The organism is Mycobacterium sp. (assembly GCF_035506235.1).
Lineage (GTDB): Bacteria > Actinomycetota > Actinomycetes > Mycobacteriales > Mycobacteriaceae > Mycobacterium.
On record NZ_DATJPU010000058.1, the window covers coordinates 1 to 23,135 of the forward strand.

21 protein-coding genes and 1 pseudogene are annotated in these 23,135 nt (G+C 66.6%); 7 read left to right on the plus strand and 15 right to left on the minus strand.

Translation table 11 applies throughout. From position 1 onward, the window contains the following. Positions 1–584: 584 nt before the first annotated feature. Together VMD50_RS05890 and VMD50_RS05895 are read right to left on the minus strand one after the other, a co-directional pair. Positions 585–2,150: pseudogene (locus VMD50_RS05890) on the minus strand (APC family permease); the annotation flags it as partial. Positions 2,151–2,396: 246 nt separating this feature from the next. Further along, the gene (locus VMD50_RS05895; RefSeq protein WP_325425783.1) at positions 2,397–2,690 is read right to left on the minus strand and encodes a hypothetical protein; all 294 of its coding nucleotides are present in this window, start codon (positions 2,688–2,690) and stop codon (positions 2,397–2,399) included. A gap of 235 nt (positions 2,691–2,925) precedes the next feature. On the opposite strand from VMD50_RS05895, the gene VMD50_RS05900 reads away from it, so the two are divergent. Then, positions 2,926–3,273 carry a DUF4193 family protein gene (locus VMD50_RS05900; protein WP_325425853.1) on the plus strand — a complete coding sequence of 116 codons (348 nt, stop codon included), beginning with the start codon at positions 2,926–2,928 and terminating at the stop codon, positions 3,271–3,273. 204 nt (positions 3,274–3,477) lie between these two features. Here the strand turns inward: VMD50_RS05900 and VMD50_RS05905 are convergent, their stop codons facing one another. Continuing rightward, on the minus strand, positions 3,478–3,699 hold the full coding sequence (locus VMD50_RS05905) for a hypothetical protein (RefSeq protein ID WP_325425785.1): 222 nt from the start codon (positions 3,697–3,699) through the stop codon (positions 3,478–3,480). A 198-nt stretch (positions 3,700–3,897) separates the two neighbouring features. Between VMD50_RS05905 and polX the strand changes: the two genes are divergently transcribed. The 3 genes from polX (at position 3,898) to VMD50_RS05920 (ending at position 7,325) form a co-directional block, all read left to right on the plus strand. Beyond that, positions 3,898–5,658, plus strand: coding sequence for a DNA polymerase/3'-5' exonuclease PolX (gene polX, locus VMD50_RS05910; RefSeq protein ID WP_325425787.1), 1,761 nt, complete (start codon positions 3,898–3,900; stop codon positions 5,656–5,658). Between the two features lie 132 nt (positions 5,659–5,790). Then, positions 5,791–6,198: an ANTAR domain-containing protein gene (locus VMD50_RS05915; RefSeq protein ID WP_325425789.1), complete on the plus strand. Its 408-nt coding sequence runs from the start codon at positions 5,791–5,793 to the stop codon at positions 6,196–6,198. A gap of 248 nt (positions 6,199–6,446) precedes the next feature. Then, on the plus strand, positions 6,447–7,325 hold the full coding sequence (locus VMD50_RS05920; protein ID WP_325425791.1) for a universal stress protein: 879 nt from the start codon (positions 6,447–6,449) through the stop codon (positions 7,323–7,325). A 28-nt stretch (positions 7,326–7,353) separates the two neighbouring features. Here the strand turns inward: VMD50_RS05920 and VMD50_RS05925 are convergent, their stop codons facing one another. After that, positions 7,354–7,827 (minus strand): DUF5709 domain-containing protein, encoded by a 474-nt coding sequence (locus tag VMD50_RS05925; protein WP_325425793.1) that lies wholly within the window; start codon positions 7,825–7,827, stop codon positions 7,354–7,356. A 349-nt stretch (positions 7,828–8,176) separates the two neighbouring features. On the opposite strand from VMD50_RS05925, the gene VMD50_RS05930 reads away from it, so the two are divergent. Continuing rightward, a complete protein-coding gene (locus VMD50_RS05930) occupies positions 8,177–9,115 on the plus strand; it encodes a ribose-phosphate diphosphokinase (protein WP_325425795.1) in 939 nt (312 codons plus the stop codon). A gap of 44 nt (positions 9,116–9,159) precedes the next feature. Here VMD50_RS05930 and rtcA read toward each other — a convergent pair whose 3' ends face one another. From rtcA to VMD50_RS05960, 6 genes are all read right to left on the minus strand, one after another. Continuing rightward, positions 9,160–10,197 carry an RNA 3'-terminal phosphate cyclase gene (rtcA, locus tag VMD50_RS05935; RefSeq protein WP_325425797.1) on the minus strand — a complete coding sequence of 346 codons (1,038 nt, stop codon included), beginning with the start codon at positions 10,195–10,197 and terminating at the stop codon, positions 9,160–9,162. An 11-nt stretch (positions 10,198–10,208) separates the two neighbouring features. Next, the gene (locus tag VMD50_RS05940; RefSeq protein ID WP_325425799.1) at positions 10,209–11,246 is read right to left on the minus strand and encodes a hypothetical protein; all 1,038 of its coding nucleotides are present in this window, start codon (positions 11,244–11,246) and stop codon (positions 10,209–10,211) included. Positions 11,247–11,321: 75 nt separating this feature from the next. Beyond that, a complete protein-coding gene (locus VMD50_RS05945; RefSeq protein WP_414686009.1) occupies positions 11,322–11,753 on the minus strand; it encodes an Hsp20/alpha crystallin family protein in 432 nt (143 codons plus the stop codon). 107 nt (positions 11,754–11,860) lie between these two features. Further along, positions 11,861–12,286 (minus strand): hypothetical protein, encoded by a 426-nt coding sequence (locus tag VMD50_RS05950; protein WP_325425803.1) that lies wholly within the window; start codon positions 12,284–12,286, stop codon positions 11,861–11,863. A 200-nt stretch (positions 12,287–12,486) separates the two neighbouring features. Then, the gene (locus tag VMD50_RS05955) at positions 12,487–12,798 is read right to left on the minus strand and encodes a hypothetical protein (RefSeq protein ID WP_325425805.1); all 312 of its coding nucleotides are present in this window, start codon (positions 12,796–12,798) and stop codon (positions 12,487–12,489) included. 339 nt (positions 12,799–13,137) lie between these two features. Next, the gene (locus tag VMD50_RS05960) at positions 13,138–14,475 is read right to left on the minus strand and encodes a phosphoribosyltransferase family protein (protein ID WP_325425855.1); all 1,338 of its coding nucleotides are present in this window, start codon (positions 14,473–14,475) and stop codon (positions 13,138–13,140) included. Between the two features lie 180 nt (positions 14,476–14,655). Between VMD50_RS05960 and VMD50_RS05965 the strand changes: the two genes are divergently transcribed. After that, on the plus strand, positions 14,656–15,828 hold the full coding sequence (locus VMD50_RS05965; RefSeq protein WP_325425807.1) for a CapA family protein: 1,173 nt from the start codon (positions 14,656–14,658) through the stop codon (positions 15,826–15,828). A gap of 11 nt (positions 15,829–15,839) precedes the next feature. Here the strand turns inward: VMD50_RS05965 and VMD50_RS05970 are convergent, their stop codons facing one another. The 5 genes from VMD50_RS05970 to VMD50_RS05990 form a co-directional block, all read right to left on the minus strand. After that, positions 15,840–16,664 (minus strand): LLM class F420-dependent oxidoreductase, encoded by an 825-nt coding sequence (locus VMD50_RS05970; RefSeq protein ID WP_325425809.1) that lies wholly within the window; start codon positions 16,662–16,664, stop codon positions 15,840–15,842. A 23-nt stretch (positions 16,665–16,687) separates the two neighbouring features. After that, a complete protein-coding gene (locus VMD50_RS05975) occupies positions 16,688–17,743 on the minus strand; it encodes a poly-gamma-glutamate hydrolase family protein (protein ID WP_325425811.1) in 1,056 nt (351 codons plus the stop codon). 121 nt (positions 17,744–17,864) lie between these two features. After that, positions 17,865–19,403, minus strand: a complete 1,539-nt coding sequence (locus VMD50_RS05980; protein WP_325425813.1) for an RNA polymerase sigma factor — start codon at positions 19,401–19,403, stop codon at positions 17,865–17,867. A 157-nt stretch (positions 19,404–19,560) separates the two neighbouring features. Next, complete coding sequence (locus VMD50_RS05985; RefSeq protein ID WP_325425815.1) at positions 19,561–20,283, minus strand: hypothetical protein; 723 nt, start codon at positions 20,281–20,283, stop codon at positions 19,561–19,563. A gap of 236 nt (positions 20,284–20,519) precedes the next feature. Next, entirely contained in the window at positions 20,520–21,776 is a 1,257-nt protein-coding gene (locus VMD50_RS05990) for an Nramp family divalent metal transporter (protein ID WP_325425857.1), read from the minus strand. A 238-nt stretch (positions 21,777–22,014) separates the two neighbouring features. On the opposite strand from VMD50_RS05990, the gene pstS reads away from it, so the two are divergent. Then, on the plus strand, positions 22,015–23,133 hold the full coding sequence (gene pstS / locus VMD50_RS05995) for a phosphate ABC transporter substrate-binding protein PstS (RefSeq protein ID WP_325425817.1): 1,119 nt from the start codon (positions 22,015–22,017) through the stop codon (positions 23,131–23,133). Positions 23,134–23,135 lie beyond the last annotated feature (2 nt).

Genomic DNA, 23,135 nt, shown 5'->3' on the forward strand with positions numbered 1-23,135 from the left:
TCGATCTCAGCGACGATGTCCACGAGGCGCCCATCAATGGCGTTGCGCTGCCCGGCCAACTCCGCCAACTCCTCAAACAACACCGCCAGACGCTCTTTAGGGCTCACCGCCACAGCAGACGATGCGGTCGAAGACATAACCCCATCCTCGCAGCGGGGTACGACATTGATGATGGAACAGCGTTACTGCGCAGGTCGTGACCCTGGGTACGCCCGTCATCATCGGCTTAGCGGGACAGCCCTGACTGGCCACGAGACGCTTGCCACTGCAGCCATCAGCACGGCGCCCTCCGCTCCACCATGCGCCCAACCACGGTGCTCGACCGGATGCGATCCCCGTCGCGAAAACCACACGATCTACACCGCGGTCGCGCCCAAGCGGTCTTCACGACGCGCACATCCGCCACCAGGGCAGCCCCGGCCCCCCGGGCTTGAGTGCGTAGACCCCCGCCGCCCAAACCGAGAAACAAAAAGGTCAACCCGCTGCGAAACCGCGAACCCGAATCGTGAGCCGAGTCACGACACAAAGCATCACGGGCTTGCTGCTCGAACGGCGTCCGCATCGGAATCCGCTCCCGGGCAGCCGCGCGTCATGGTGCGGCCGCGGAAGAAACCGGGGGCTATCGCCCACCAGACGACCATCAGGATCAATCCGAGCACCAGCGCGCCGATACCGACCGCCGCGACGGCACCGTACCCCAGGATCGTGATGTTGTTGCCGTCGTCGTCGGTCAGCCACTCGGGCTTGGCGTACTGGCCAAGCCCGTAGATGAGAACGATCACTAAGCTCACGCCGCCCAGCGACGGGACGACGCCGCGCATCACAAAGTCCCGCACCGAATTGGTAAGGGTATTGCGGTAATACCAAGCGCACGCAAACCCGGTAAGTCCGTAGTAGAACGCGATCAATAACCCGACCGATCCGATCAGCGCGGCCAACAGATTCTCGCTGAGGAGCGTGAACAGGACGTAGAAAAGGATGGACACCGCGCCGACCGCGATCGTGGATGTGGTCGGCGTCCGGTAGCGACGGTGGGTCTTCGCGAACGAGTCAGGCAGCGCCTTATACGCCCCCATCGACAGGGTGGTGCGCGCGGTCTTCAACATCGTCGTCTGCGTCGACGCGGTGGCAGACGTCAGGATCGACGCCGCAAGGAACAGCAGTGCAATCTTCCCGAGGATGCCGTTGCCGAACAATTCCGGACCGATGGATGCGAAGATGTCTTTCGAGTTGTGCGGGTTGCCCAGCCCGATGCCCTTCGTCCCGACACCGGCGAACGCCACAGCCGACACGGTCACCAGGGTATAGGTCGCCAACAGCAGGAAAGTCGAGATGATGGCGGCGCGGCCCGGCGTGCGGCTGGGGTCCTCGGACTCCTCATTGCAAGAAACAGCGGTGTCCCAGCCCCAGTACATGAAGATGGCCATGAGAACTGCTGGGGCGGTGCTTGACCCGAAATCAAGACCGCCCGGCCAGAACCAGGACAGCGACGGATGCAACGAAAATCCTTGGGCGCTATGGGTATACGTCTTGGCGAGCGCGACCACCGAAAGCCCAATCAGCACCAGCATTTGAATGGACAGTAGAAGGTACAGCAGCCTGGCCGAGACCTCGATGCCGCGATAGCAGACATAGGTCATCATCACAATCAAGATGGCACCCGCGACCGTCGAGCAGAACCTGCTGTTGGCCAGGCTCGCGAGCGAATGCCAGCCCAGGTCGCCGGCGAACCTGAACGAGTACGCCCCGGCGATCTCGACCAGGTTGGCCATCACAATAATCTCCGCGGCGACGATGCCCCAGCCGCCGAGCCATCCGACGATGGGTCCAAATGCCCGCGACGCCCACGTGAACGTGGTGCCGCAGTCCGGTTCGGCCTTGTTGAGTTCCTGGTAGGCGACGGCGATCAAGTACATCGGGATGAATGAAATGAGAACGACGGCCGGGGCTTTGACGCCGGAGAGCAGTCCACTGCCACTGGCCACGATGAGACCCAATGTCGCGGCAAGGCTGTAGGCCGGTGCCATGGACGCCAAGCCGACCACGACGCCGGAGAGCAGGCCGAGCGCGCCACCCCTGAGGCCTTTGCTCTTGACGGTCGTCAACGCGGCCTCGGTGTCCCGACCGGTCGTGACCTCACCTTTGTTCATCGCGCCCTATGCTTGAGCACGTCGTTGAGGGTCACCGTTTGCAAGTCGCGGCTGTGGATGATGTCGAGTAGCTGGAAGCTTGGCGTGGCTCAACGCAATTTGCCTGGGCCGCAACGATGTTGCGCCGCGCCAAGCCGGCGTCGCTGATGGGGAAAATGCCGTCTTTTCGTTGTGCGGCTTTTCGCATCGGACTCGCTGATTCTCGTGCAGCGAACGAACACTACCGCTGGCTACAGCGGCCGTTGTTTACTCCTTGTCGCCGCTCGGTTTGCTGCCCACCGCCTCACTGGCGCTGCGCACCACGCTGCGCAGAAACTCCAAACGAGTTGTGACAAGCGAGTCGGCCAGATCCAACGCGGCGTCGACGATGGTCTTACGCAGCGCCGGATCGACCAGCGCGGGCGTCGCCTCATCGACGGTGTCAACGAACTTGCGCACCGCGGCGATCGCGGCCCGCCGTCCGGCTTCAACCGATTCGAGCACCTCATCGGACAGGCCCGCTGCCCGTTCCACCACGGTCTTTTTCTCAGTGCTTGTCATGGTCGCGCTCCTAGGTTGGATTCAGAGAGGGTGTTGAACGCAGCGACGTCAGATTGCACTTCGAACTGGGACGTGTCATAGGGCCGATGGTCACCTTTCCGCGGATTCGGGTAGTGGTCGAAGCTGAATGACCGCAGGGCCTTGGGACTTCGGACCCTAGCGGGGGCCGACTCGTTATGGTCCGATCGAAAGCTACTTCCCTGAGACCTGCTGAGGAGGGAACACGATGCGTGCCGTGCGGACTCGCCGACAGCCTCAGTCGCCAGCCTCCGATCGGAAGGCTTCCCAAGCGGCGAGTAGGGATTACGACGACAACCGACGGCGGATTGAGGAGCCGTTGGACGAAATGTTGGCCGGCAGGGACCTGGCCGCCCGTTGGGCTGATATCGACGATTCCGAGGAATCGGGCATGGAGCGCGCGGTTGAGCTGGCCGGCGGCGATGTCATCGGCGAAGACATCTTCGTACCGATCGCCCCAAAGCAAGCAAACGAGTTCACATGCTCGAGCTGCTTTCTCATCCACCACATGAGCCGTCTGGCGAGCTCGCACGGCGGTCGGCGGATCTGCACCGACTGCGCATAGCGATGGGGGGTGGACGGCCAGAGTTGACACACGGTGCGGCCACCAGGCATCCAAGAATTTTCGTCAGGTCGCGGAGGCCGCGGGACATTTGAATACCTAACTAACACCTCGTGGGAGCGGCGACCGTTCCGGGGCTGGTGTGGCTGTCCAATCCGGTGGATGTCACACGCAATGTTCGCCGTGCTTACCGTCGCGCGGTGGCGATCACTGCCACTTGAGATCTTCGTCAAGCTGTTGGGCGCGTTCGTCGCGCTCGCCCGCGGCGCGGGTATCGATCGTGACCTCTTGCCAGTATGCCGGACTGTAGAGGTGAATATCCTTGCCGCTGCTGACCTTTAACACACCGCCGGTGAGCACTTCATAGGTGGCGCCATCCGGATATTCGTCATCTTCGTCGTGGCCGTCAATTTGGATCCACATTTTCATGTCGCAAAAATCCTCCGCATGGGCCGATCGAAGTCTTGAGGCTACCGCCGCGGCGGCGAACGGGGAGTCGGAGGTCCTGCGCATCCGTGGTCAGGAGTCCCGATAATAGGGTCTTTAGCCTGCTGACCGGCGGCCGTGGTGCGCTCCATGCTGTACCTAGCCATAAGGTGTACCGGCTTAGTTTGGCGGGATTGCGCGATGCGTTCGAATGACGTTGCGGCCGAGGCGCTGCAGGAACTGGCCGATCTGATCGCCATCTCCGGCGGCGACCCCTACCGGGTGCGTGCGTATGAGAAGGCGGCCCGCTCCGTCGCGGGACACCCCATTGAGCTGGACACTCTGGACCGCAAAGGTTTGATGGCGATCCCGGCGGTCGGTGCGCACACCGCCGAAAAGCTGCTCGAGCTACGGCAGACCGGCCGCATCACCGCTCTCGAGGAGCTGCACGCCCAGTTGCCCGCCGGGCTGCGCACGCTGCTGGGAATCCCCGGGCTCGGCCCCAAGCGGGCCCATCAGGTGTATGTGGAGCTGGGCATTTCGTCGATGCCCGAGCTGCTCGACGCGCTGCACGACGAACAGCTGCGCAACCTGAAGGGCTGGGGTGAGACCAGCGAACGCAACCTGGCCCGCGCGATACGCCAGATGCAGGAGGTCGGCGGGCGCATCCCGCTGGCGATCGCCCTGGACGTCGCCGAGGATCTGGTCGCGCGCATTGCCGCACTGCCCCACGTCAGCCGGGTGGACTATGCGGGATCCTTGCGGCGGATGCGCGACACGGTCGGCGACATCGACCTGCTGGTGGCCGCCGACGAGGATCCGGCGTCGATCATGGACCACTTCTGCACCATGCCGTTGGTGGATCGTGTGTTGGCACACGGCCCGACGAAATCTTCGGTGGTGACCACGAAGGGCATCCAGGTGGACCTGCGGGTTGTGCCCGCGAATGTCTGGGGTGCGGCCCTGCAATACTTCACCGGGTCGAAAGCTCACAACATCCGTGTCCGCGAATTGGCCGTCCGGGCCGGGCTGAAGCTGTCCGAGTACGGACTGTTCCGGGTCGATACCAACAAGCTCCTGGCATCGACGGACGAAGCCGAGATCTACGGCACGCTCGGGCTGCCGTGGATCCCCCCGGTTTTGCGCGAAGACCGCGGCGAAGTCGAAGCCGCACTGGCTGGTCACCTCCCCGACCTGGTGCAGGTGGCCGACATTCTCGGCGACCTGCATGTGCACACCAATCTGACCGACGGCATTGCCAGCCTGGATGACATGGTCGCGGCCGCAGCGCGCCGCGGATATCGTTACTGCGCCATAACCGATCACGCCACAGAACTGGCGATGCAACGGATGACAATCGACAAGGCGCTCAAACAGCGCAGCAAGCTGCCCGAGCTGTCTCGGCGTCATGGCATCGAGTTGTTGCACGGCTCCGAACTCAACATCGCCGCCGACGGTTCCCTGGACTGGGACGACGACTTTTTGGCCGGCTTCGACGTCCTGGTTGCTTCCGTGCACTCCGATTTCGACCAGACCCCCGAGGAGATGACCCGGCGTCTGATCACCGCGATCGAGCACCCCTACGTCAACATCATCGGCCATCCGACCACACGCGTCGTGGCTCGTCGTCCGCCGATCGAGTTCGACGTCGACGCAGTGTTCGCCGCGGCCGCGCGCACCCATACCGCCTTGGAAATCAACTCTTTTCCCGACCGGCTGGATCTCAGCGACGAACTCGTGCGTCGTGCCCGCGAGTACGGGGTTGTGTTCGCCATCGATACCGACGCCCACGCCGTCCCGCACCTGGACTACATCCGCTACGGTGTCGCGGTCGCGCAGCGCGGCTGGGTATCGGCCGGCGAGGTGATCAACACCTGGCCGCTGGACCGGCTCCGCGCGTTCCTGGGAAAGGGGCGCCACTTGTCCACCGCGCACCGGCGCGCCGCCTCCCGCCGTCATTGAGCAGGCGGGAAGCTCTGCGGCGACGAACGACCATCGGGAAATGGGACTTCGGTCTCTACCGGTCCGCCGCACACCGTCGAAAGATCAGCCGCATGGCCATGAAGGTTGTGACCACGTCGTCAAGTAGCACACTTGCCGCAGCCGCTCGGTTCTGATCAGCTTTGCAACCGCTTCAGAAGGGATCGCACCGTGAAGCCCCAAGTAGGCACCGACCGCCGGGATCCTCGCCGCAGCGGCCAGCGCAGTCTCGGCGCTGCCGAAGGCGTGCTGGTTGCCCTTCGCCACTGCAGCCTCGACGAGGCGTTCGCCGACATAGTGCAAACGGCCAAACGGCACAGTGTGGCCCCCTTGGAGTTGGCCGATGCGCTCGTGGCGATCGCCGAAAACGATGTGACGTGTGACTTAAATGACGCGCTCACCGCGGTCGTTGACCGAGCCTGGGGCACCTTGTTGGCCAGCGGGCCGAGCAACGACTGTGACTGCTACCGGGCGCAACAACCGCCGGGGACGGCAACGCATCCGGCCGGAAACTCGAACTGATGGGATTCGAATCGTGATCAAGCCGATTTCGCAAGCCGATGAAGCTGACGTCGCTGGGCAACCTCGGCCGGTCGACGATGACATCGAGACGCTGTCGGTTTCGAGTCACGGCAGCGGTGCCGCCGCGGCGTTGGCCGACAGGGGCTTCTGGCCGGTCTGGCAATCCAATTCGCTGGGAACCCAACGCTCTTTCATCGACGACATGGCGTCGCTCAACGGGCCATATCGACCGAATTGGTGACGATGCGATGCCCGCTCGCAGCGCACACTCGGGTGTCGTGGTCGGAGTAGACGGATCACCGTCATCAACGACGGCCGCGAAGTGGGCCGCGCGTGAGGCGATCATGCGCAACGTTGGACTAACCGTCGTACATGTCTCAAACCCCGCCTGGCCCGGCGTCCCCGTCCCGGCTGCGCTCTCCCGATTGCACGAAGAGGAGGCCCGCAGGGTCATCGCCGACGCGGTTCAGGTCGTCGAAAGCGTCGTGCGGGAGGGCGATCGACCAGAGATCGACAGCGAACTGGCGTGTGGGCCGCCCGTACCGACCCTGATCGACCTGTCTGAAGAGGCGTACATGGTGGTGGTCGGGTGCCGCGGACAAGTTGCGCCGGAGCGGATCTTGCTCGGCTCGGTCAGCACCGGATTGATCCATCATGCTCACTGCCCGGTCGCCGTGATTCACCGGGAGGCCCCAATTCCGCTGGGGCCCTCGAAGTTACCGGTGTTGGTCGGCATCGACGGGTCGAGGGCATCCGAGCTGGCCACCGCAATTGCCTTCGACGAGGCCTCTTTCCGCGGTGTGGACCTACTGGCCGTACACGCGTGGACTGATTCGGACACCTCGGGCGTGCTGAGCAAGGAATGGTCGGCGCTGCAATCGAGGGCAGCGGAAATTCTGGCGGAGCGCCTGGCCGGCTGGCAGGAACGCTATCCCGACGTTACCGTTCACCGCCGGCTGGTGTTCGACCGCCCAGCGTGCCACCTCCTCGAGGAATCCGAGTCTGCCCAACTTGTCGTGGTCGGCAGCCATGGCCGGGGCGGATTCCCGGGAATGTCGCTCGGATCGGTGGGCGCCGCCGTGGCACACGCAGCCCGTATCCCGGTGATCGTCGCCCGCCGCGACTGACGCGTTGCCTGGCGGACTTACCCGTTCGCTATTCTTCGTCTTCGACGACGTAAACCTCGTCTTCGATGATGTGAACCGCGGCTTCCTCGGCAGATGCTGCGCCTCCGCTGATACCGACGTCCTCAGCGACCAATTCCGCCTCGGCGTCTTCGCCAAATCCCTGGTCCGGGGCGACAAGCCGACCGGCTCGGGCTCGGCCAACCTCGCGTCCCTGGGGAAATTCGGCTTCGCGCTCGGCTTCGTCGGAGCGTTGCCGCTCGGCTTCATCGAACAGGACATCAATTCGCGCGGCCGGATCAGGCTCTTCCTCCACAAGCAGCTGGTCCATGGTTTCGGACGGCCCGAAGGCGCCGGGCCCATACGGCCGTTCGGGGGGCGAATAGCCCTCGTCGAGCATGTCGTCCATGCCACGGTCGATAAGGGTGTCCTCTGGCTGAAGCTGATTCTCGTCCTCGCCGCTGTATTCGCCCGCCGCAGGGCCGGCCTCATAGTGAGTGCTCATGATCTGCTCGCCACCTCATGGTCGATATGCGCCAAGTCGCGGGCCGTGGTCATTGTTTACTCCCTGATTCTGACGGTGCCGCGGTAATCGCCGCGTGGGCAGTCCAAACATAAGGATGGCAATTTCGCCCGCCTAGGGCCATTCGTCCTTTCCGCCGACGACGTTGGCTGATCGAGGCCAGGCGGCCCGGAAAGTCGCGGCTTCGCCCCGGAATGACTTACTGCGGCCCATCGAGGACTTTCGGCCCCTCGGCCCGACGCCGCGCCGGTGCGATGGTCGAGATTGGTCGGCCCGAAGCGGCATGCGCGTTGCCAATTTGGACCCTGTGCGGCGACGGAAAGGATGCCCGATGACCGTTCTGCGAATCGTCTCCGGTAGCGCCAACCCGGCTCTGGCCAACGCCATCGCGAACTATCTGGGAGTCGAGTCCGATGGCTGCTTCGTGCAGCGATTTCCCGACGGGGAGCTCCGTCCTGCCGTCGAAAACGTCTGTGGCGCAGATGTATACGTCATCCAGCCGACATCGCCACCGGTCAACGAGCACGTCGTCGAACTGCTGTTGTTGCTCGACGCGTGCCGTCGGGACCGCGCAGCGCGGGTCACCGCGGTGGTGCCGTACTTCGGCTACGCCCGCCAGGATCGACGCACCGGGGCGGGTCAGGCCGTCGGATCAGCAGTCATCGCCGATGCGATCGGCGCCGCGGGCGCCGACCGGCTCGTTGTTGTCGACCCGCACACACCCACGCTGGAAGCCTTATGCCGCATCCCGGTGGAAACACTGTCCGCCGTCCCCGCCCTGTCCGGTGAGCTCGCCGCCGAGCTGGAGGAGGGGGCGGTGGTCGTCGCCCCCGACCTGGGTGCGGTCAAGCTCGCCGAACGGTATGCGGCGGTGCTGCGCGGCCCGGTTGCGGTGGTGCGCAAACAGCGCGAAAGCGGCACGGCCGTCACCGCATTGGACATCGCCGGAGACGTGCGCGGCCGCGCGGTGGTGATCATCGACGACATGATCACCACCGGGGCCACGATTGAAGCGGCGGTCGAACTGCTGCGCGTGCGCGGCGCTGCACCGCACGCCGTCGTGGCCGCGACGCACGGGCTCTTGGTCCACGCCGCCGTCAGCCGCCTGCGTGAGCTTGAACTGCGTTACGTGCTCGTTGCCGACACCGTCGCGGTCAAGGCTTCGGGCACCTTCATCCGCGTGTGCTCGATCGCGCCGATGCTGGCTGAGGCGATCGCCTGTCTGCACGCTGACAAACCCCTGCAGAAACCACTCATCAGCTCGCCGTGAGCGAGACGATTCGGGGTGCTGCCCACTTCGGCTAAACCCGTGCCTCACCGGGTCAGCCCGATCCCATGAATCTCTACGCGTCTTGCGTGCACCGTCGCCTGCGCGCCGAACTGGGTGACCAGCCAAAGGTTGCTCGCGAGATGCGCGGTCGCACGCGGCACGGTGTAGCTCGACATCCCGCGAGCCAACGCGCAGAACAGCACGAGCTGATCGGCCAGATGACGGTCCACGGTCGCTCCGCTGCGGACGTCCTCGAGGAAAGTCGCGGCGACGAAGCGGCCGATCTGCTCCGATGATCGGCCACGCTTGCCCGCTCGGTCGGCGCCGAACCGGCCTCCGGTACTGCTCTTCGCCCATATCGCCAGGCAGGCGCCCGCGTGTACGGCGGTGGCATCGTCCACGCGGTCGACGGTGCATGTCATGCCCGCGCCGCGGATCTCCGCCTCGCACGTGGCTGCCATGCGCTCGCTAACCTGTTGTGCTGCCAGGTGGCTGGCTAAGGCGATGCCACCCACGTCGCAGACCCGACCGGCGGCGCCGAGCACCAATCCGTCGAGTCCGGCACGCCCGGGTATCACGGTCATCTCGATGACGCCGCCGCCGCCCGGCACGTAGCCCGGGCGGATGACGTCCAGTGACAGGTCCGCCCCCATCGAACGGACCAGCGGCGCCAGCACCCGTTGCATGTGGAACGGCGAGGGGGCGAAGTCTTGAAACAGTCCACCGGTGATTCGCGCTTGTACGGGCGCGGAGGAAAAGCATGCCACCGGCAGCACGCTCAGGGCCAACATGGTCGCCGAGCCCGCGGTCCCGATGTCCCATTCGAAGCTCCCGCCCCGGATCTTCGACCCCGGGATGAAGTCGATTGTGCGGCTGCCGACTTCGACACCATCGACTGTGGCCCCGCAGAGTTCCGCGCAGGCATGCACGCCGGTCACGTGCTGCGGTCGCAGCCCGGGCTTGCTCCGTCGCTCTCGCGCATTGATGATGCGGACGGGCTTGCCGCACAGTGCTGCCAGCGCCACCGCGTAGCGGACGATTGTCCCGCTGCCTGACATCTGCGAGCCATCGATGGTGACCACAAGCGACCCGATTATGGCTCGGTGATCCTGTTTTCGACGCATTTGATGAATCCGCTTGCGACGTGCCCGGTGACGTCGATGCGCTGCTCGCGGCCCGCGAGCGACCCTGCGAATCCACCTCGCTCACGGTCGGTGCAGTTGGTCGTCCGCTGCGCCTCGATAAGGAAGCCCAGCGCGCTGGTGATAGATCGCCGGTAGGCGGCAGTGCGGGGATCCCTGGTCGCCGCCGCCATGGCGTACGTGTCGGCGAGCCCTTCGAGCCCGCACGCCACCTCTACGCATGCCTGCTCTTCTGGCCTGCGCGCCAGCCGATCGTAGAAGCCACTTTCGACAATTCGGTCCTGGAGCTCGAACAGGAAGTCGCGGACGAAATCTTTGACCTCCGGCCTCGACGTAGCCGCACAAAGCGCCCTGCCGGCTTGTGACTGCCAGTTCGCAAAGAAGACCACGAGATCGGGGTCGAGGAGCCCGCGGTCGTAGTAGCCGCGCTTGTAGTGGCCGAACCCGCGTTCCACGCTATGCAGATAGCGGGCATCCCCGGTCAACCGGTAAGCCTCCAGCAGCGCGAGCATCGCCTCGGCGGGGTAGAGTTCCTCGCCGGCATCCGGCGCGGCACCGAAGAAGACCTGGTACGAACCGTCTTCTCTCTGCTGGCGAACGATGCCGTCGGCGAGTGGTGTGAGCCGCCGTGCTCTGTCGGGAAGATCCGAACGGGCCAGGGCCAAAGCCAGAAAAGCGTTATGCGCGATGGACGAGGACTCTCTTTCAGGCGCCACGATCGCATAGCCGTCACGCCCGATGACAAGTCGATCGAAGTGCGCGAGCGAGCGCCGGATCAGATCCGACAGGTCGTCGCGGCCGAGAAATGCGCTCAGAACTTCCATGTCCCACACCGAGGCGATGTCGCGGATGGGTTCGCCGTCGCCGATCGCGAGATCGCTCCGCGGGTCGTAGAGGTACAGCAGCCGGCCCGTGCGCGGGTCGACCATCCCCTTGTACCAGTCGAACATCAGCTTGAGGCGATCAACGAGTCTGCCTGCGTGTTTCATGTCGTCAGCGACGCCGGGTGTGACGTGTCGCCATTCGGGAGCCCTGCCCGGCTCCCGAATGGCGAGTATGTGAAGTTAGCTGGCTTGTACCGCGATGTGCTTTTCTGCGGCCGCCGCCGGAGCCTGCTGGGGGACGGCCACGTCCACGGTCAGGATGCCCTTGTCGTAGGTCGCTTTGATGTCGTCCTCGTCAGCGCCGGCCGGCAGGGTGACCGAACGGGTGAATGAGCCGTAGGAGAACTCCGAACGTCCTTTGCTGTCCTTCTTCTCGCCGCGTTCGGCCGTGATGGTCAATCGTCCGTCGCGCACCGTGATGTCGATGTCCTTGGCCGGATCGATGCCGGGCAGTTCGGCACGCAACACGTAGTGGCCGTCTTGCATGTCATCCTCGAGCCGGATCATATGGCCCGGACGCAGACTCGCCAGTGACGGGAAACCGGTCCACAGATCCGACCAGTCCGGCCTCCAGGAGCGATGTTGGTGATGCGCGGGGAGATTGGGCACGATCCCTCCTTCGGTTTGGGTTGCGATCGAATACCCCTTTGATCCTTGAACGATGGATCGGGGAGCGGTAGGGGCCGAAGTCCCATCCCTCGAATCGGCTCGATTGGGGCTCAGCCGAGCCGCTCCATTTCGTCGGCCGCCTCGGCCAGCGCTGCCGCCAGTTCGCGTGCCGCCGCCGCATCCAGCGCATCCAGGTGACGGGTATGCACGGCGATCCACCGGCGCGTTGAGCCGTCGGCCTGTTGTCGGCCGCAGATTTGAACGCGGGCGTGCGTGCCACGGCGGGTGGTCCCCTCGAAGTCGCGGAACCAGTTCCTGTCAAGCTGCCAGCCGAACGTGCGCACCGCGCCGGCGGGCGGCGCGACATCGTCGAATGGCATCTCAGCGGAGACGTTCTTGGCCGCCCACTCGCGTGCCATTGCCAGCAGCGTCTGGGGCTCATCGTGTTCGAGGCGCTCGAGCCGTGCGATCTGCGCAGCGGTGAGCTGGTCGGCCACGTCGCGCCAGGTTTGGGCGGTGTCGTCGTGTGCGGTCATGATGTGCAGTGTGGGTGACCGGGTCACTGTCGGCGAGGGCCGAAGGTCACGTCTTGGGTCCCTTTGCCGGTGCCGAAAGCGATCGAGTTCTGCTGCTCGGCTGGCAACCGACGGGCCGTTCGCCCGGTCGGGTCTCGATCGCGTTGCCGCTCAATGGTTTCGATCAGCGCAATAGCACCGCCGGTCACGGTGGGCTCGCGTCAACCGATTTCCGCGCGAAGCCCCTCGTGCCGCTGCTCCAGCTCACTGGTCACCCCGGTGAAGAGGTCATGCGCGTCGACCTTCACGCCGTCGAGCTTGATCTTCAGCTCGCCGGGCTTTCTGTCAATGACGATGCTGCCGGCCGGATGCAGCGGGTGCTCGCTTCGCGTTCCCGAGCCGGCGGTCGGCGTCTCCGCCGCCAATTGATATCCGTGATCATCCCGGAGCCTGTCCGCTATGGCCGTGACGATCTCGCCTTCGAAATCCGCTACGTCAACCGTCTCGGGCAGGGTCAGCGTGAGTATCGTCACCTGCGTCAGGCTACTAGCCCGCGACGGCGATGTTCCGAAAAGGAGCTTCACCGACCGCGGATACGCGGAGAATTAGCCGGGATATTGAGGCCAGGAAGGGCCCAGGAAGGGAGAAGCAATGGCCGTCGACCCAGAGTGCGCTCGGTGTAAGCAGCCCATCGGACCGGGGTGGCTTTACCTGGTCGCGCATCGCCGCGGCCAGGCCGAGACGGCCGAAGATGACGCGGTACTGATTCATGTGCCTGATGAATGCCCACGGCCCGGGGAGCACGTGCCCAAGAGCTAGCCGAGTGGGATGCCCTGAGACCTCTTTGGCTTCATCGCTTTTCGTGGTCCGCGCTACCGTTGTGCGCCCACGGCCACATGGCTCAGGTGATCGATGAACCAGTTGCGGGCCAGTACCGCGACCTGCTCGAGTGTCCCCGGCTCTTCGAACAGGTGGGTGGCGCCGGGAACGACGGTCAGCCGGCACTCAACGCGCATCATGGCCTGGGCCTGTCGATTCAACCCCAGCACCGCCTCGTCGTGACCGCCCACGATCAGCAACGTCGGCGCGAGAACTTTGGACAGCGCCGCGCCGGCCAGGTCGGGCCTACCGCCGCGGGACACCACCGCCCCGACCCGCACACGGGGGTCGGCGGCCGCGACCAGTGCCGCGCCGGCCCCGGTGCTGGCACCGAAGTAGCCGACCGGCAGAGCCGCGGTATCGGGCTGGCCGGCCAGCCATCCGGTGACGTCCACGAGCCGCTGCGCCAACAACTCAATGTCAAAAACGTTGGCGCGGTTGCGTTCCTCTTCCGGGGTAAGCAGGTCGAACAGCAAGGTGGCAAGGCCCGCCGCGTTCAGGACCTCGGCCACGTAGCGGTTGCGGGGGCTGTGGCGGCTGCTCCCACTGCCGTGCGCAAATACCACCACGCCGATTGGCCGCTCCGGGATCGTCAGATGTCCGGCCAGCGACACCGGTCCTGCGTTCACCCGGACCTCCTCATCACGTAGCGGCGGATCGGCAGGCGTGCCGGCGGCCTCGGGTTCGCGAAAACCTTCCCGCGCCCGATCGAGCAGCGCGATCACTTCGTCGTCGGAGGTCTGGGTGAAATTGCAGTATCCCTGGCCGACGGCGAAGAAGAACGCGGGTGTCTCGAGGCAGACCACCTCGTCGGCATATCCGGCAAACCGCGCGAAGATATCGCGTCCGCCGATGGGAACGGCCAGCATCACCCTGCCCGCACCCTGGGCGCGGGCCACCTGGCAGGCGGCCCTGGCGGTGGCGCCGGTCGCGACGCCGTCGTCGACGATCACCGCGGTACGCCCCGCAATCGGGATGCGGTCATGCCCGCGGCGGAACCGTTCCGAGCGGCGCGCCAGCTCGGCGCGCTGCTCCGCTTCGACGCGGGCCATCTCATCCTCGGACAGGTCGGCTTCGGCCACCACGGTGTCGTTGATCACCCGCACGCCGCCCTCGCCGATGGCGCCGAACGCCAGCTCGGGTTGAAACGGCACCCCCAGCTTGCGCACCACCAGAACGTCCAGCGGCGCCCGCAGTGCCTTGGCGACCTCGAAAGCCACGGGCACCCCACCGCGCGGCAGGCCCAGCACGACAATGTCCTTGCCGCGCAACGAGTCCAGTCGTTCGGCCAGGTGCCGGCCGGCGTCGGCCCGATCCTCGAACACCCTCATGTTGCCGCGTAACGAAGCGAGCCGCCGGGCCAATGGACGCCCGCCATCACCACTATCGCCCAATTTCGTCATCCCCCGAGTGTGGCGCGACGGGTCGGTCCGCCGAAGGGCCTTAGGACCATTCCCGGTGGGGACCAACGCCTCCTGACCGGCGATCGCCGACCGATTAGGGTCGGCGCGATGGAGGCGGATGGGTCGTCGCGCTGTTCGCGTGATTCCAGTGTGGTGACGTTGCTCCTGGGCGGTGACGTCATGCTCGGGCGCGGCGTCGATCAGATCCTGCCCCATCCGGGCGAAGCGGAGCTACGTGAGCCGCATCTGCGTGATGCGCGCGGATACGTCCGGCTGGCCGAGCACGCGAACGGGCCGATCCCGCGCCCGGTCCATTGGCAATGGCCCTGGGGCGACGTGCTGGCGCTTCTGGACGAGGCAGCCCCCGACGCTCGACTGATCAACCTCGAGACAACGATCACCACCGGGGGAGAATTCGCCGAGCACAAAACGGTTTGTTACCGGATGCACCCGGATAACATGCCGGCCCTGACCGCGTTGCGGCCCGACGTTTGCGCCCTGGCCAACAACCACATTCTCGACTTCGGCTACCAGGGGCTGGCCGACACCGTGGCAGCCCTCGCCGCGGCGGGCATCCAGGGCGTGGGTGCGGGAGCGGACCTGCCCGCCGCACACCGCCGTGCGGTGGTCGGCGCTCGCGGTGGCCACCGGGTGCTCGTCGGCTCGGTGGCGATGAAGTCGGCCGGCGTCCCTGAATCCTGGGCCGCCCGTTACGACCGGCCGGGGGTATGGCTGATCCGGGATCCGTCGCTGCGGGACGTCGCCGACGAGGTGGCGGCAGAAGTGCTGGCGCACAAACGCGAAGGCGACGTCGCCGTCGTTTCAGTGCATTGGGGCTCCAACTGGGGCTACGCGCTGGCACCGAGCGAGGTCGCGTTCGCGCACCGGCTGATCGACGCCGGCATCAACGTCGTGCACGGACACTCCTCGCACCATCCCCGGCCGATCGAGATCTACCGCGGCAAGCCGATCCTGTATGGCTGCGGTGACGTCATTGATGACTACGAGGGCATCGGCGGGCACGAACCGTTCCGCGGCGACCTCAGGCTGCTGTATCTGGCCGATATCGATCCCGTTGGTGGGGAAGAGGTCTCGTTGCGGATGATCCCGCTGCGCGTGCGGCGGATGCGCCTCGAACGGGCGTCGCAGGCCGACGCCGAGTGGCTGCGCAAGACCATCGAGCACACCAGCCGCCGGTTCGGAACCCGTGTTGCCGCGCGCTCCGACGATCTGTTGGAGGTCATGGCGCTCGGCGGCGGCACGCACCGCCGAGCAGGCTGACGGGCTACCGGTCAGCGCAGCTCCGCGATGACCTTCGCGAAGGCGTCCAGGTTGTTGTCCTGCACGGTGAAGGATGTCAGCCCGTACTTTTCGCGGAGCGCGGACAACGTGTCGGCCATCTCGCGGGGTGACCCGCCGAGCACCGACGGCATGGACAGCAACTGCTCGTCGGACAGGTCCGGGGCGTACCGACGGGTCATTCTCAAGTCGGGCGCCGTCTCGCCCTCGGGCGGCATCGCCGTGATCACCATGTTCAGCTCCAGCGGCTCGAACCGATCGCCTGCCGCGTTGCGAACGAACTCGATGCGTTCGGCCAGCGGGTCTTCGACGTCTCGCACCCTGGCGCCGGTCAGCCCGATGATGTCGGCGTGCCGGGCGGCCAGGGTCAGCACCCGATCGCCGTTGCCGGCGATGAGGATCGGTGTCGTCGGGTGATGCTTCTTCAGATAGGTCGTCATGTGTTCGAGGTAGTCGACTCGGGCCCCGGCGCTGGGATACGGCAGCTCGGCGGCCTCGAATTCTTCTTTGACATAGCCGGTGCCGAGCCCGATCTCGAGGCGCCCGTCGCCGAGCAGGTCGAGCGCCTGGAGGTCCCGGCTCAGCAGGGCCGGCTTATAGAACCCGGCGTTGAGTACATACATGCTCAGGCGGATCCTGGTCGTCACCATTGCGACCGCGGTCAGCGTCGGCGACGGTGCGGCCGCGCCGAGATGGTCGGGCACACAGAGGATGTCGTATCCGAGATCCTCCGCTCGCTTCACCTTGTCGACCAACGCCGCGCGTGACTTGTAGAAGCGCATGCTCAGCCCGAAGCGAAAATCCTTGTCCACCAACAACCTCCGTTCGACGGATATGACAATTACCAGGAGCGCGCCGCGGCCGCCAGGCCACGCACGAGGGCGGTGGTGACCGGCGACAAGCCGTCGTCGCCCGGCAGCGGGCTGCGCGGACTCAGACCCCTGACCCGGGCCGACAGCTCCAGTTGCGTCCCGCCGCCGCGTACGCGGTTGACGGGGTTGCGGGGATGCAGGCCCCGCAGTTCCGGCGGAATCTCGCCGATGTCGGTGACGACCTGATAACCGGCCAGCCTGACGTGCCGGGCCACGTGGCCCGCCAGTGCGCGGTTGCGCCCCCCGGCGAGCAGTTGGGTGCCGCGCCCGATGCGCCCGTACCCGTGCAGCGAGACGGCGACGTCGACATGGTCGAGGAACTCGGCCAGCCGCGGCGACTCGTCCGGGTCGTAAAGGGCCGATGGGAGGTGGTGCGGGTAGCGGTCGGGATGGCGCAGCAGGTACACCGACGCCCCGGCGGCCTCGGCGGCCCGTTCGGCGATGACGTCGGTCATCTCCTCCAGGCCGCCGCCGTGGATGGCGAGAAAACCGAAACGCGATCGCAGCCGGCTCTCCTCGATCACCCCCGGTTCGCGTAACAACGCGTAAAACGATTGCGGCGCAGGGGTTTTCGCTGCGATCGGACGGGGCCAGCGCGCGGGATCCCACCGGCGTAGAAACTCGACCCATCGTTGCGGCAGCCCGTGGTGCACGGCGCCGTCGATGATCCTGGGCAGGTATCCCGGTCGGGGCGGGCCGGGATCGACGCGGTGGTCGATGTAGACCCAGGCCGGTGCCGGCCCCCCGCGGGTGCGGACGGTCAGCCGGTCGCGTCGGTAACGCACCGGCACGCCCTCGGCGCTGTCCAACGCCGCGAGGTCGTCGTCGGAGATTTGCCAAAGCACCCCGTGCACCTGGGCGCCGGCGAATGGCTCGACGGTGGCCACGCCGCGCTGGTTGATCAGCCAGTCGTGGTCTGCCAGCACTGCCGGCCGGGGATCCGCGGCCCCGGGACAGCGCAGCGCCATCTGCCTGAAACACAGATTGGACCCGTATGCGAAATAGGGCTGCCGGCGGACCGGCATCTAGGCCGTCACCGTCTTGGCGCTGAGGTCTCGACGCAAGCTAACTCCCCGCGAGCTTTTTCCACGGATGACGACGCTCCCCATCCTGCCGTACCGGCTGAGCCGCGCGTCGCGCGGGAGTTCATTGGATGACCGGCGGTGGCGCACCCGGCGATCCCCGTGGCGGCGGCGGGGCCGGGGTGGGCCCGGGCGCGGGTGTGGGCGGCCGACCGGAAGGAATCGGAGGTCTCGGCGGCGGCGGTGGCGGATGACCAGGCGGCGGCGGATGCACCACCACGGGCGGAGGCACCACGATCGGCGACGGCACCAGCACTGGCGGCGGCACCACGACTGGTGGCGGCACGACCACTATTGGCGGCGGCGGGAGGACCGGCGGTGGTGCCGCGGGCGGCGGCAGGGGGACCGGCGGTGGTGCGACCGGAGGCGGAGCCGGCGCGATCGGCGCGGGGACGCCGGCTTCCGGCGGTTGAACGGGTGCAGGCGCATACACGGGAGGCGGGGGCGCGACCGGATTCGCGGGGGGCGCCGGTCGGATTTGATTGGCGGCCGGCGGTGACGCCGGTTTCATGGGAGCCGGTGCGGTGCGGCTCAACTCGGTCGGCGTGATGGCCGTTTTTTGGTGGTACAGAAAGATATACATCAACCCCAGCGAGGCGAAGAAGGCGGCGGCGAACAGCGCGATCCACGGGACGATCCGTCGGACTCGACCTTGTTGGGCGGCTTCAAGGTAACCCCCGTCGTCCTCGTGCTCGTCCGCGGCGCCGGACGCCGAAGCCACCGTCGGCGGATAGGCCCCGTGATCGGACTGGGCGCGCCGGCCTCCGGTGCTGTCCGTGCCGAGGTCGCTGTCGGCGGACGTCAGCTGGATCTGGCCCAGGGTCTGATCCCGCAGCCAGGCGGGCGCGGGGATGATCACCGGCGCCGCACCCAGCAGCGCGACCGGGTTGACGAGGCGGCGCCGTTCTTCGTCGCACACGGAGCACGATTCGATGTGTCGGGTGATGCGTTTGCGCATCAGCACGCTGAATCGTCCGTCCCAGCCCGCCAGGATGGCGCCCAACTCGGCGCACTTGTCCGCCGTGTGCTGCGTGCGGCGGGCGACCAGCAGCGCGCCCAACGAAGTCTCGATGGTGCTCCGCAGCCGCGACACCATCTTGTTGGCGGTGCCGGGGCTGACCTCCAACGCGTTGGCCAACTCGGGTCCGTCCAAGCCGTGCCGATAGGCCAGCTCGAGAACCATGCGGTCGCGGTCGCCGAGCCCACCGGCGGCCTCGGCGATGAGGTTGGCCAGCTCGTTGCGCGCGGCCAGGGTGTCGGGTCCCGCGTCGCGCGACGCCGCCTCGGGGAGTTCGTCGCAGACCTGCTCGCGACGGCGGTTCTTGATGCAGCGCAGCGCCTCATTGCGGGCAATGGCATACAACCACGGACGTAGCCGGTCAGGCTCCCGCAGCTTGGGCAGCTGGGTCGCGGCGGCGCAAAAGACGTCCTGCACGCAGTCGGCCGCGGCGTCGCGATCGCGCACCATGCCGATACAGAAGTCGTGCAGCCGGTCGGCGTAACGGTCATAGATCATGGCAAACGCGCGTCGATCGCCCGTCGCGGCCGCGCGGGCCAACTCCGCGTCGCTGACGATGTCCCAGTTGGATAGTGCGCTCGTCACGTCGCTTTCCCGGCCGATGAAGCGTCGGTGCCCCTCACAGAACCGGCGCTGCGAATAAGTGTGCGCGCACAGCGGTCAAATAGCACGAGAAATTCCAGGTCCGTGGTGGGGGCGTGGGAACTCAGGATCAAGGCCAGCCTCGCCCAGCCCCGCGACCTCATTTGCAGACCCCCTGCACAAGGTGGTGCGGAGGCAGGCACAGCGACGGCTGCGGTGGCGGCGGGGGCAGCTTCGGGGGCGCAGGCAGCGGCGGCAGCTTTGGCGGCGAAGGCAGCGGCGGCAGCGAAGGCGGGGGCGGTAGCTGCGGCGGAGGCGCCGGCACCCAGACGGCAGGCGGCGGGGGGACGTTCACGACGACGACCGGGCCCTGAGGCGCGGCGGGCGGCGGGGTGCCGGGGTCGGCCGCAGGCGCCGGGTTGTCCGGCGGCGGCGCGACCACCGCGGCGGGGGCCGGGACCTGAGGCGCGGGGTCGGGCAGCGCGACCACCGGAGCGGCGTCCTGAGGGGTGGCGTCGGGCGGGGACGCGACCACGGCGGCCGGAACCGGTGCCAGTGGCGCGAATGTGGAGGCGGCCGGGGCGCCGGCGGCGCCCGGGGTCACGGCCACGGACTGTGGCTGGGGCGAGCCGCCGAAGAGGGCGATGCCGAGCGCGACGCCCGCACCGATCGTGCCGACCAGGCCCGCGGCCACCCAGACCTTGTCGATGGGTGGCTTGGCCGCCGGGGTGATCGGGCCGGTGGGAAACTCGTGACCGTACGCAAGGTCCGCGGAGGGATCGGTCGGATCACCGAGCGGGCTCGACGCCCAGGCATACGCCGAGGTGGGGTCCTCGCCGCGCGGGGCCAGGGCGGTCCGGTCCATGTCGTGCAAGGTGCTCATGAGGTGCTTCTTTCGGTGTGGGGCGCGGCCCGGGCCGGGTCGCTTTCACAGGTAGGAGCGCGCACCCTGGGCGAGTCGGACAATTTTTTTGAAGATTCTTTTTGCACGGCCGCCACGGCGGCCGGCAACCGTAGGCTCGCGCACACCGCTTGCCAGGTCTTCGCGAAGTTCTTGCGAGTTTCTTGCGGCCGCCCCGCGGTGCCGTCGGGAGACCGTTGCGGCGTAGCGCATCGTGATCAGCCGGCGACGGTCAGCCAGATCAGCACCAGGTTGAGCAGGCTGACCGTTGCGGCGACCGCCCAGCCGATCACCGTCGTGGCGGGATGGTTGGCGTCGCTGCCCATCAATTCGCGGTTGCTGGTCAGCCTGACCAGTGGAAGCACCGCGAACGGAATGCCGAAGGACAGCACGACCTGTGACAACACCAGCGCGCGGGTCGGGTCGAAACCGAGGGCCAGGATCGCCACCGCGGGGCACAGCGTGAGCAGCCGGCGCACCAGCATGGGAATCGACCGATGGAGCAGTCCCTGCATGATCATGGCGCCGGCGTAGGCACCCACCGACGACGACGCCAGGCCGGACGCCAGCAGCCCGACCGCGAACAACACCGCGATCAGCGGCCCCAGCGTGGCGTGAACCGCGGAATAGGCGCCCTCGATGGATGCGGTTTCTTGGCGGCCCTGCAAGTTGACCGCGGCAACCAGCAGCATCGCTGCGTTCACCGTTCCGGCTACGGCCATCGCCAGCACGACGTCCACGCGGGTGACGCGCAGCAGCCAGCGTCGGTCGCGGCCGGGCTCGGGATGTCCGTGCCGATCCAGGACGAGGCCGGAGTGCAGGTACACCGCGTGCGGCATCACGGTGGCGCCGAGGATGGCGGCGGCCAGCAGCACGCTTTCGGTGCCCCGGAAGCGCGGCACCAATCCGCCCAGCACGGCGCCGGGCGGCGGCGTGGCGACGAAGAAACTGGCCGCGAATCCGATGGCGATGACGAGCAGCAAGCCCGTGATCACCCGCTCGAAAAGAAGCTGCCCCCGGCGGTCTCTGATCGTCAGCAACAGCAACGAGACCGCCCCCGTGATGATCCCGCCGATCGGCAGCGGCAAACCGAACAGGATGTGTAGGGCGATTGCCCCGCCGATCACTTCGGCCACGTCGGTTGCCATGGCGGTGATTTCGGCCTGCGCCCAGAAGGTCAGCCGGAGCGGGCGGCTCATCCCCTTGCCGATGGCGGCGGGCAGCGACCGCCCCATCACCAGCCCGAGCTTCGCGGACAGGTACTGCACGAGGCCCGCGACCACGTTGGCGGCGACGATGACCCACAGCAGCAGGTAACCGAACTGTGTGCCGGCGCTGACATTGGCGGCGACGTTGCCGGGGTCGACGTATGCGATCGCGGCAACGAACGCCGGCCCGAGCAGATACCAGCTCGACCTGAACGAGGCGTGGGTGCCTTGTGCCAACCTGCCGAGCCTCGATCCATGTTGCCGAATAAAAAAGTGAGGTTAGCCGAACCCGCTACCCGCCGAGCATCCGCGGGGCATTCAGGGTGGCTGCGGCCAAGTCCGCCTCGTGGCGTCGGCCCGAATATTCCGATCGCCCTGCAGCGTCGAACGATTCCCAGCTATTTCACACTTAACCCTCGGCGGTTTTTCACATTAACGCCTTTACCGTTGGCTCCGCGGCTCAGGACGGCGGCGTTGACATTACATTTTGAACTGAGGAAGCGAATTGAACCTCAACCGATTCGGCGGCGCGCTGAGTCTCCTCGCCGCCGGCGCGCTCGTCGTGTCAGGCTGCGGCAGCGACCACAGCAACTCGGCCGGCGGAACCTCGACGACCACACCGTTGTCGGTACCGGTGAATTGTGGCGGGGCGAAGACGCTGAAGGCCAGCGGGTCGACCGCCCAAGCCAACGCGATGACCCGCTTCGTCAAAGCGTTCGAACAAGCTTGCCCCGGTCAAACGCTCAACTACACGCCCGACGGTTCGGGCGCCGGCATCAGCGAATTCACCGGAAACCAAACCGATTTCGGTGGATCAGACGTACCCCTGGCCCCCAACGAACACGACGCGGCCCAGCAGCGCTGCGGTGGCTCGCGAGCGTGGGACCTGCCGGTGGTGTTCGGCCCGATCGCCATCACCTACAACGTCAACGGTGTGAGCTCGTTGACGCTCGACGCTCCGACGGCGGCCAGGATCTTCAACGGCGGCATCACCGCCTGGAACGATCCCGCGATCCAGGCGTTGAACAGAAGCGTCAACCTGCCTGCGGAGCCGATCCGCGTGATCTTCCGCAGCGACCTGTCCGGGACTTCGGACAACTTCCAGCACTACCTCGATACGGCCTCGAACGGCGCGTGGGGCAAGGGCACCGGGAAGACGTTCAACGGCGGCGTCGGCGAGGGCGCCAGAGGCAACGATGGCACCTCGTCGGCTGTCCAGGCCACCGAAGGGGCGATCACCTACAACGAGTGGTCGTACGCCCAATCGAAGCACTTGGGCGTGGCCAAGGTCATCACGTCGGCCGGGCCCGACCCTGTGACGATCAGCGCCGACTCGGTCGGCAAGACGATCGCCGGGGCATGGGTCTCGGGAAAGGGTAACGACCTGGTGCTCAACACGATGTCGTTCTACAAGCCGACGCAGGTCGGCGCCTACCCGATCGTGCTGGCGACGTACGAGATCGTCTGCTCGAAGTATCCGGATCCCCAGGTGGGCGCGGCGGTCCGGGCGTTCCTGCAGAGCACCATCGGCGGCGGCCAGAATGGCCTGGCGGACAACGGATACATTCCCGTTCCGGACGCATGGAAGTTGTGGTTGAAAGCCTCGGTCAACGCCATCACGTGACG

What these genes read in the sequence shown, in the direction of transcription:
- VMD50_RS05975 (WP_325425811.1), bottom strand. Translation starts at nt 17,743, where the DNA reads ATGCCGGTCCGCCGGCAGCCCTATTTCGCATACGGGTCCAATCTGTGT.
- VMD50_RS05985 (WP_325425815.1), bottom strand. Translation starts at nt 20,283, where the DNA reads ATGAGCACCTTGCACGACATGGACCGGACCGCCCTGGCCCCGCGCGGC.
- VMD50_RS05965 (WP_325425807.1), top strand. Translation starts at nt 14,656, where the DNA reads ATGGAGGCGGATGGGTCGTCGCGCTGTTCGCGTGATTCCAGTGTGGTG.
- VMD50_RS05925 (WP_325425793.1), bottom strand. Translation starts at nt 7,827, where the DNA reads ATGAGCACTCACTATGAGGCCGGCCCTGCGGCGGGCGAATACAGCGGC.
- VMD50_RS05905 (WP_325425785.1), bottom strand. Translation starts at nt 3,699, where the DNA reads ATGAAAATGTGGATCCAAATTGACGGCCACGACGAAGATGACGAATAT.
- VMD50_RS05940 (WP_325425799.1), bottom strand. Translation starts at nt 11,246, where the DNA reads ATGAAACACGCAGGCAGACTCGTTGATCGCCTCAAGCTGATGTTCGAC.
- VMD50_RS05930 (WP_325425795.1), top strand. Translation starts at nt 8,177, where the DNA reads ATGACCGTTCTGCGAATCGTCTCCGGTAGCGCCAACCCGGCTCTGGCC.
- VMD50_RS05960 (WP_325425855.1), bottom strand. Translation starts at nt 14,475, where the DNA reads ATGAGGGTGTTCGAGGATCGGGCCGACGCCGGCCGGCACCTGGCCGAA.
- VMD50_RS05950 (WP_325425803.1), bottom strand. Translation starts at nt 12,286, where the DNA reads ATGACCGCACACGACGACACCGCCCAAACCTGGCGCGACGTGGCCGAC.
- polX (WP_325425787.1), top strand. Translation starts at nt 3,898, where the DNA reads ATGCGTTCGAATGACGTTGCGGCCGAGGCGCTGCAGGAACTGGCCGAT.
- VMD50_RS05895 (WP_325425783.1), bottom strand. Translation starts at nt 2,690, where the DNA reads ATGACAAGCACTGAGAAAAAGACCGTGGTGGAACGGGCAGCGGGCCTG.
- VMD50_RS05920 (WP_325425791.1), top strand. Translation starts at nt 6,447, where the DNA reads ATGCCCGCTCGCAGCGCACACTCGGGTGTCGTGGTCGGAGTAGACGGA.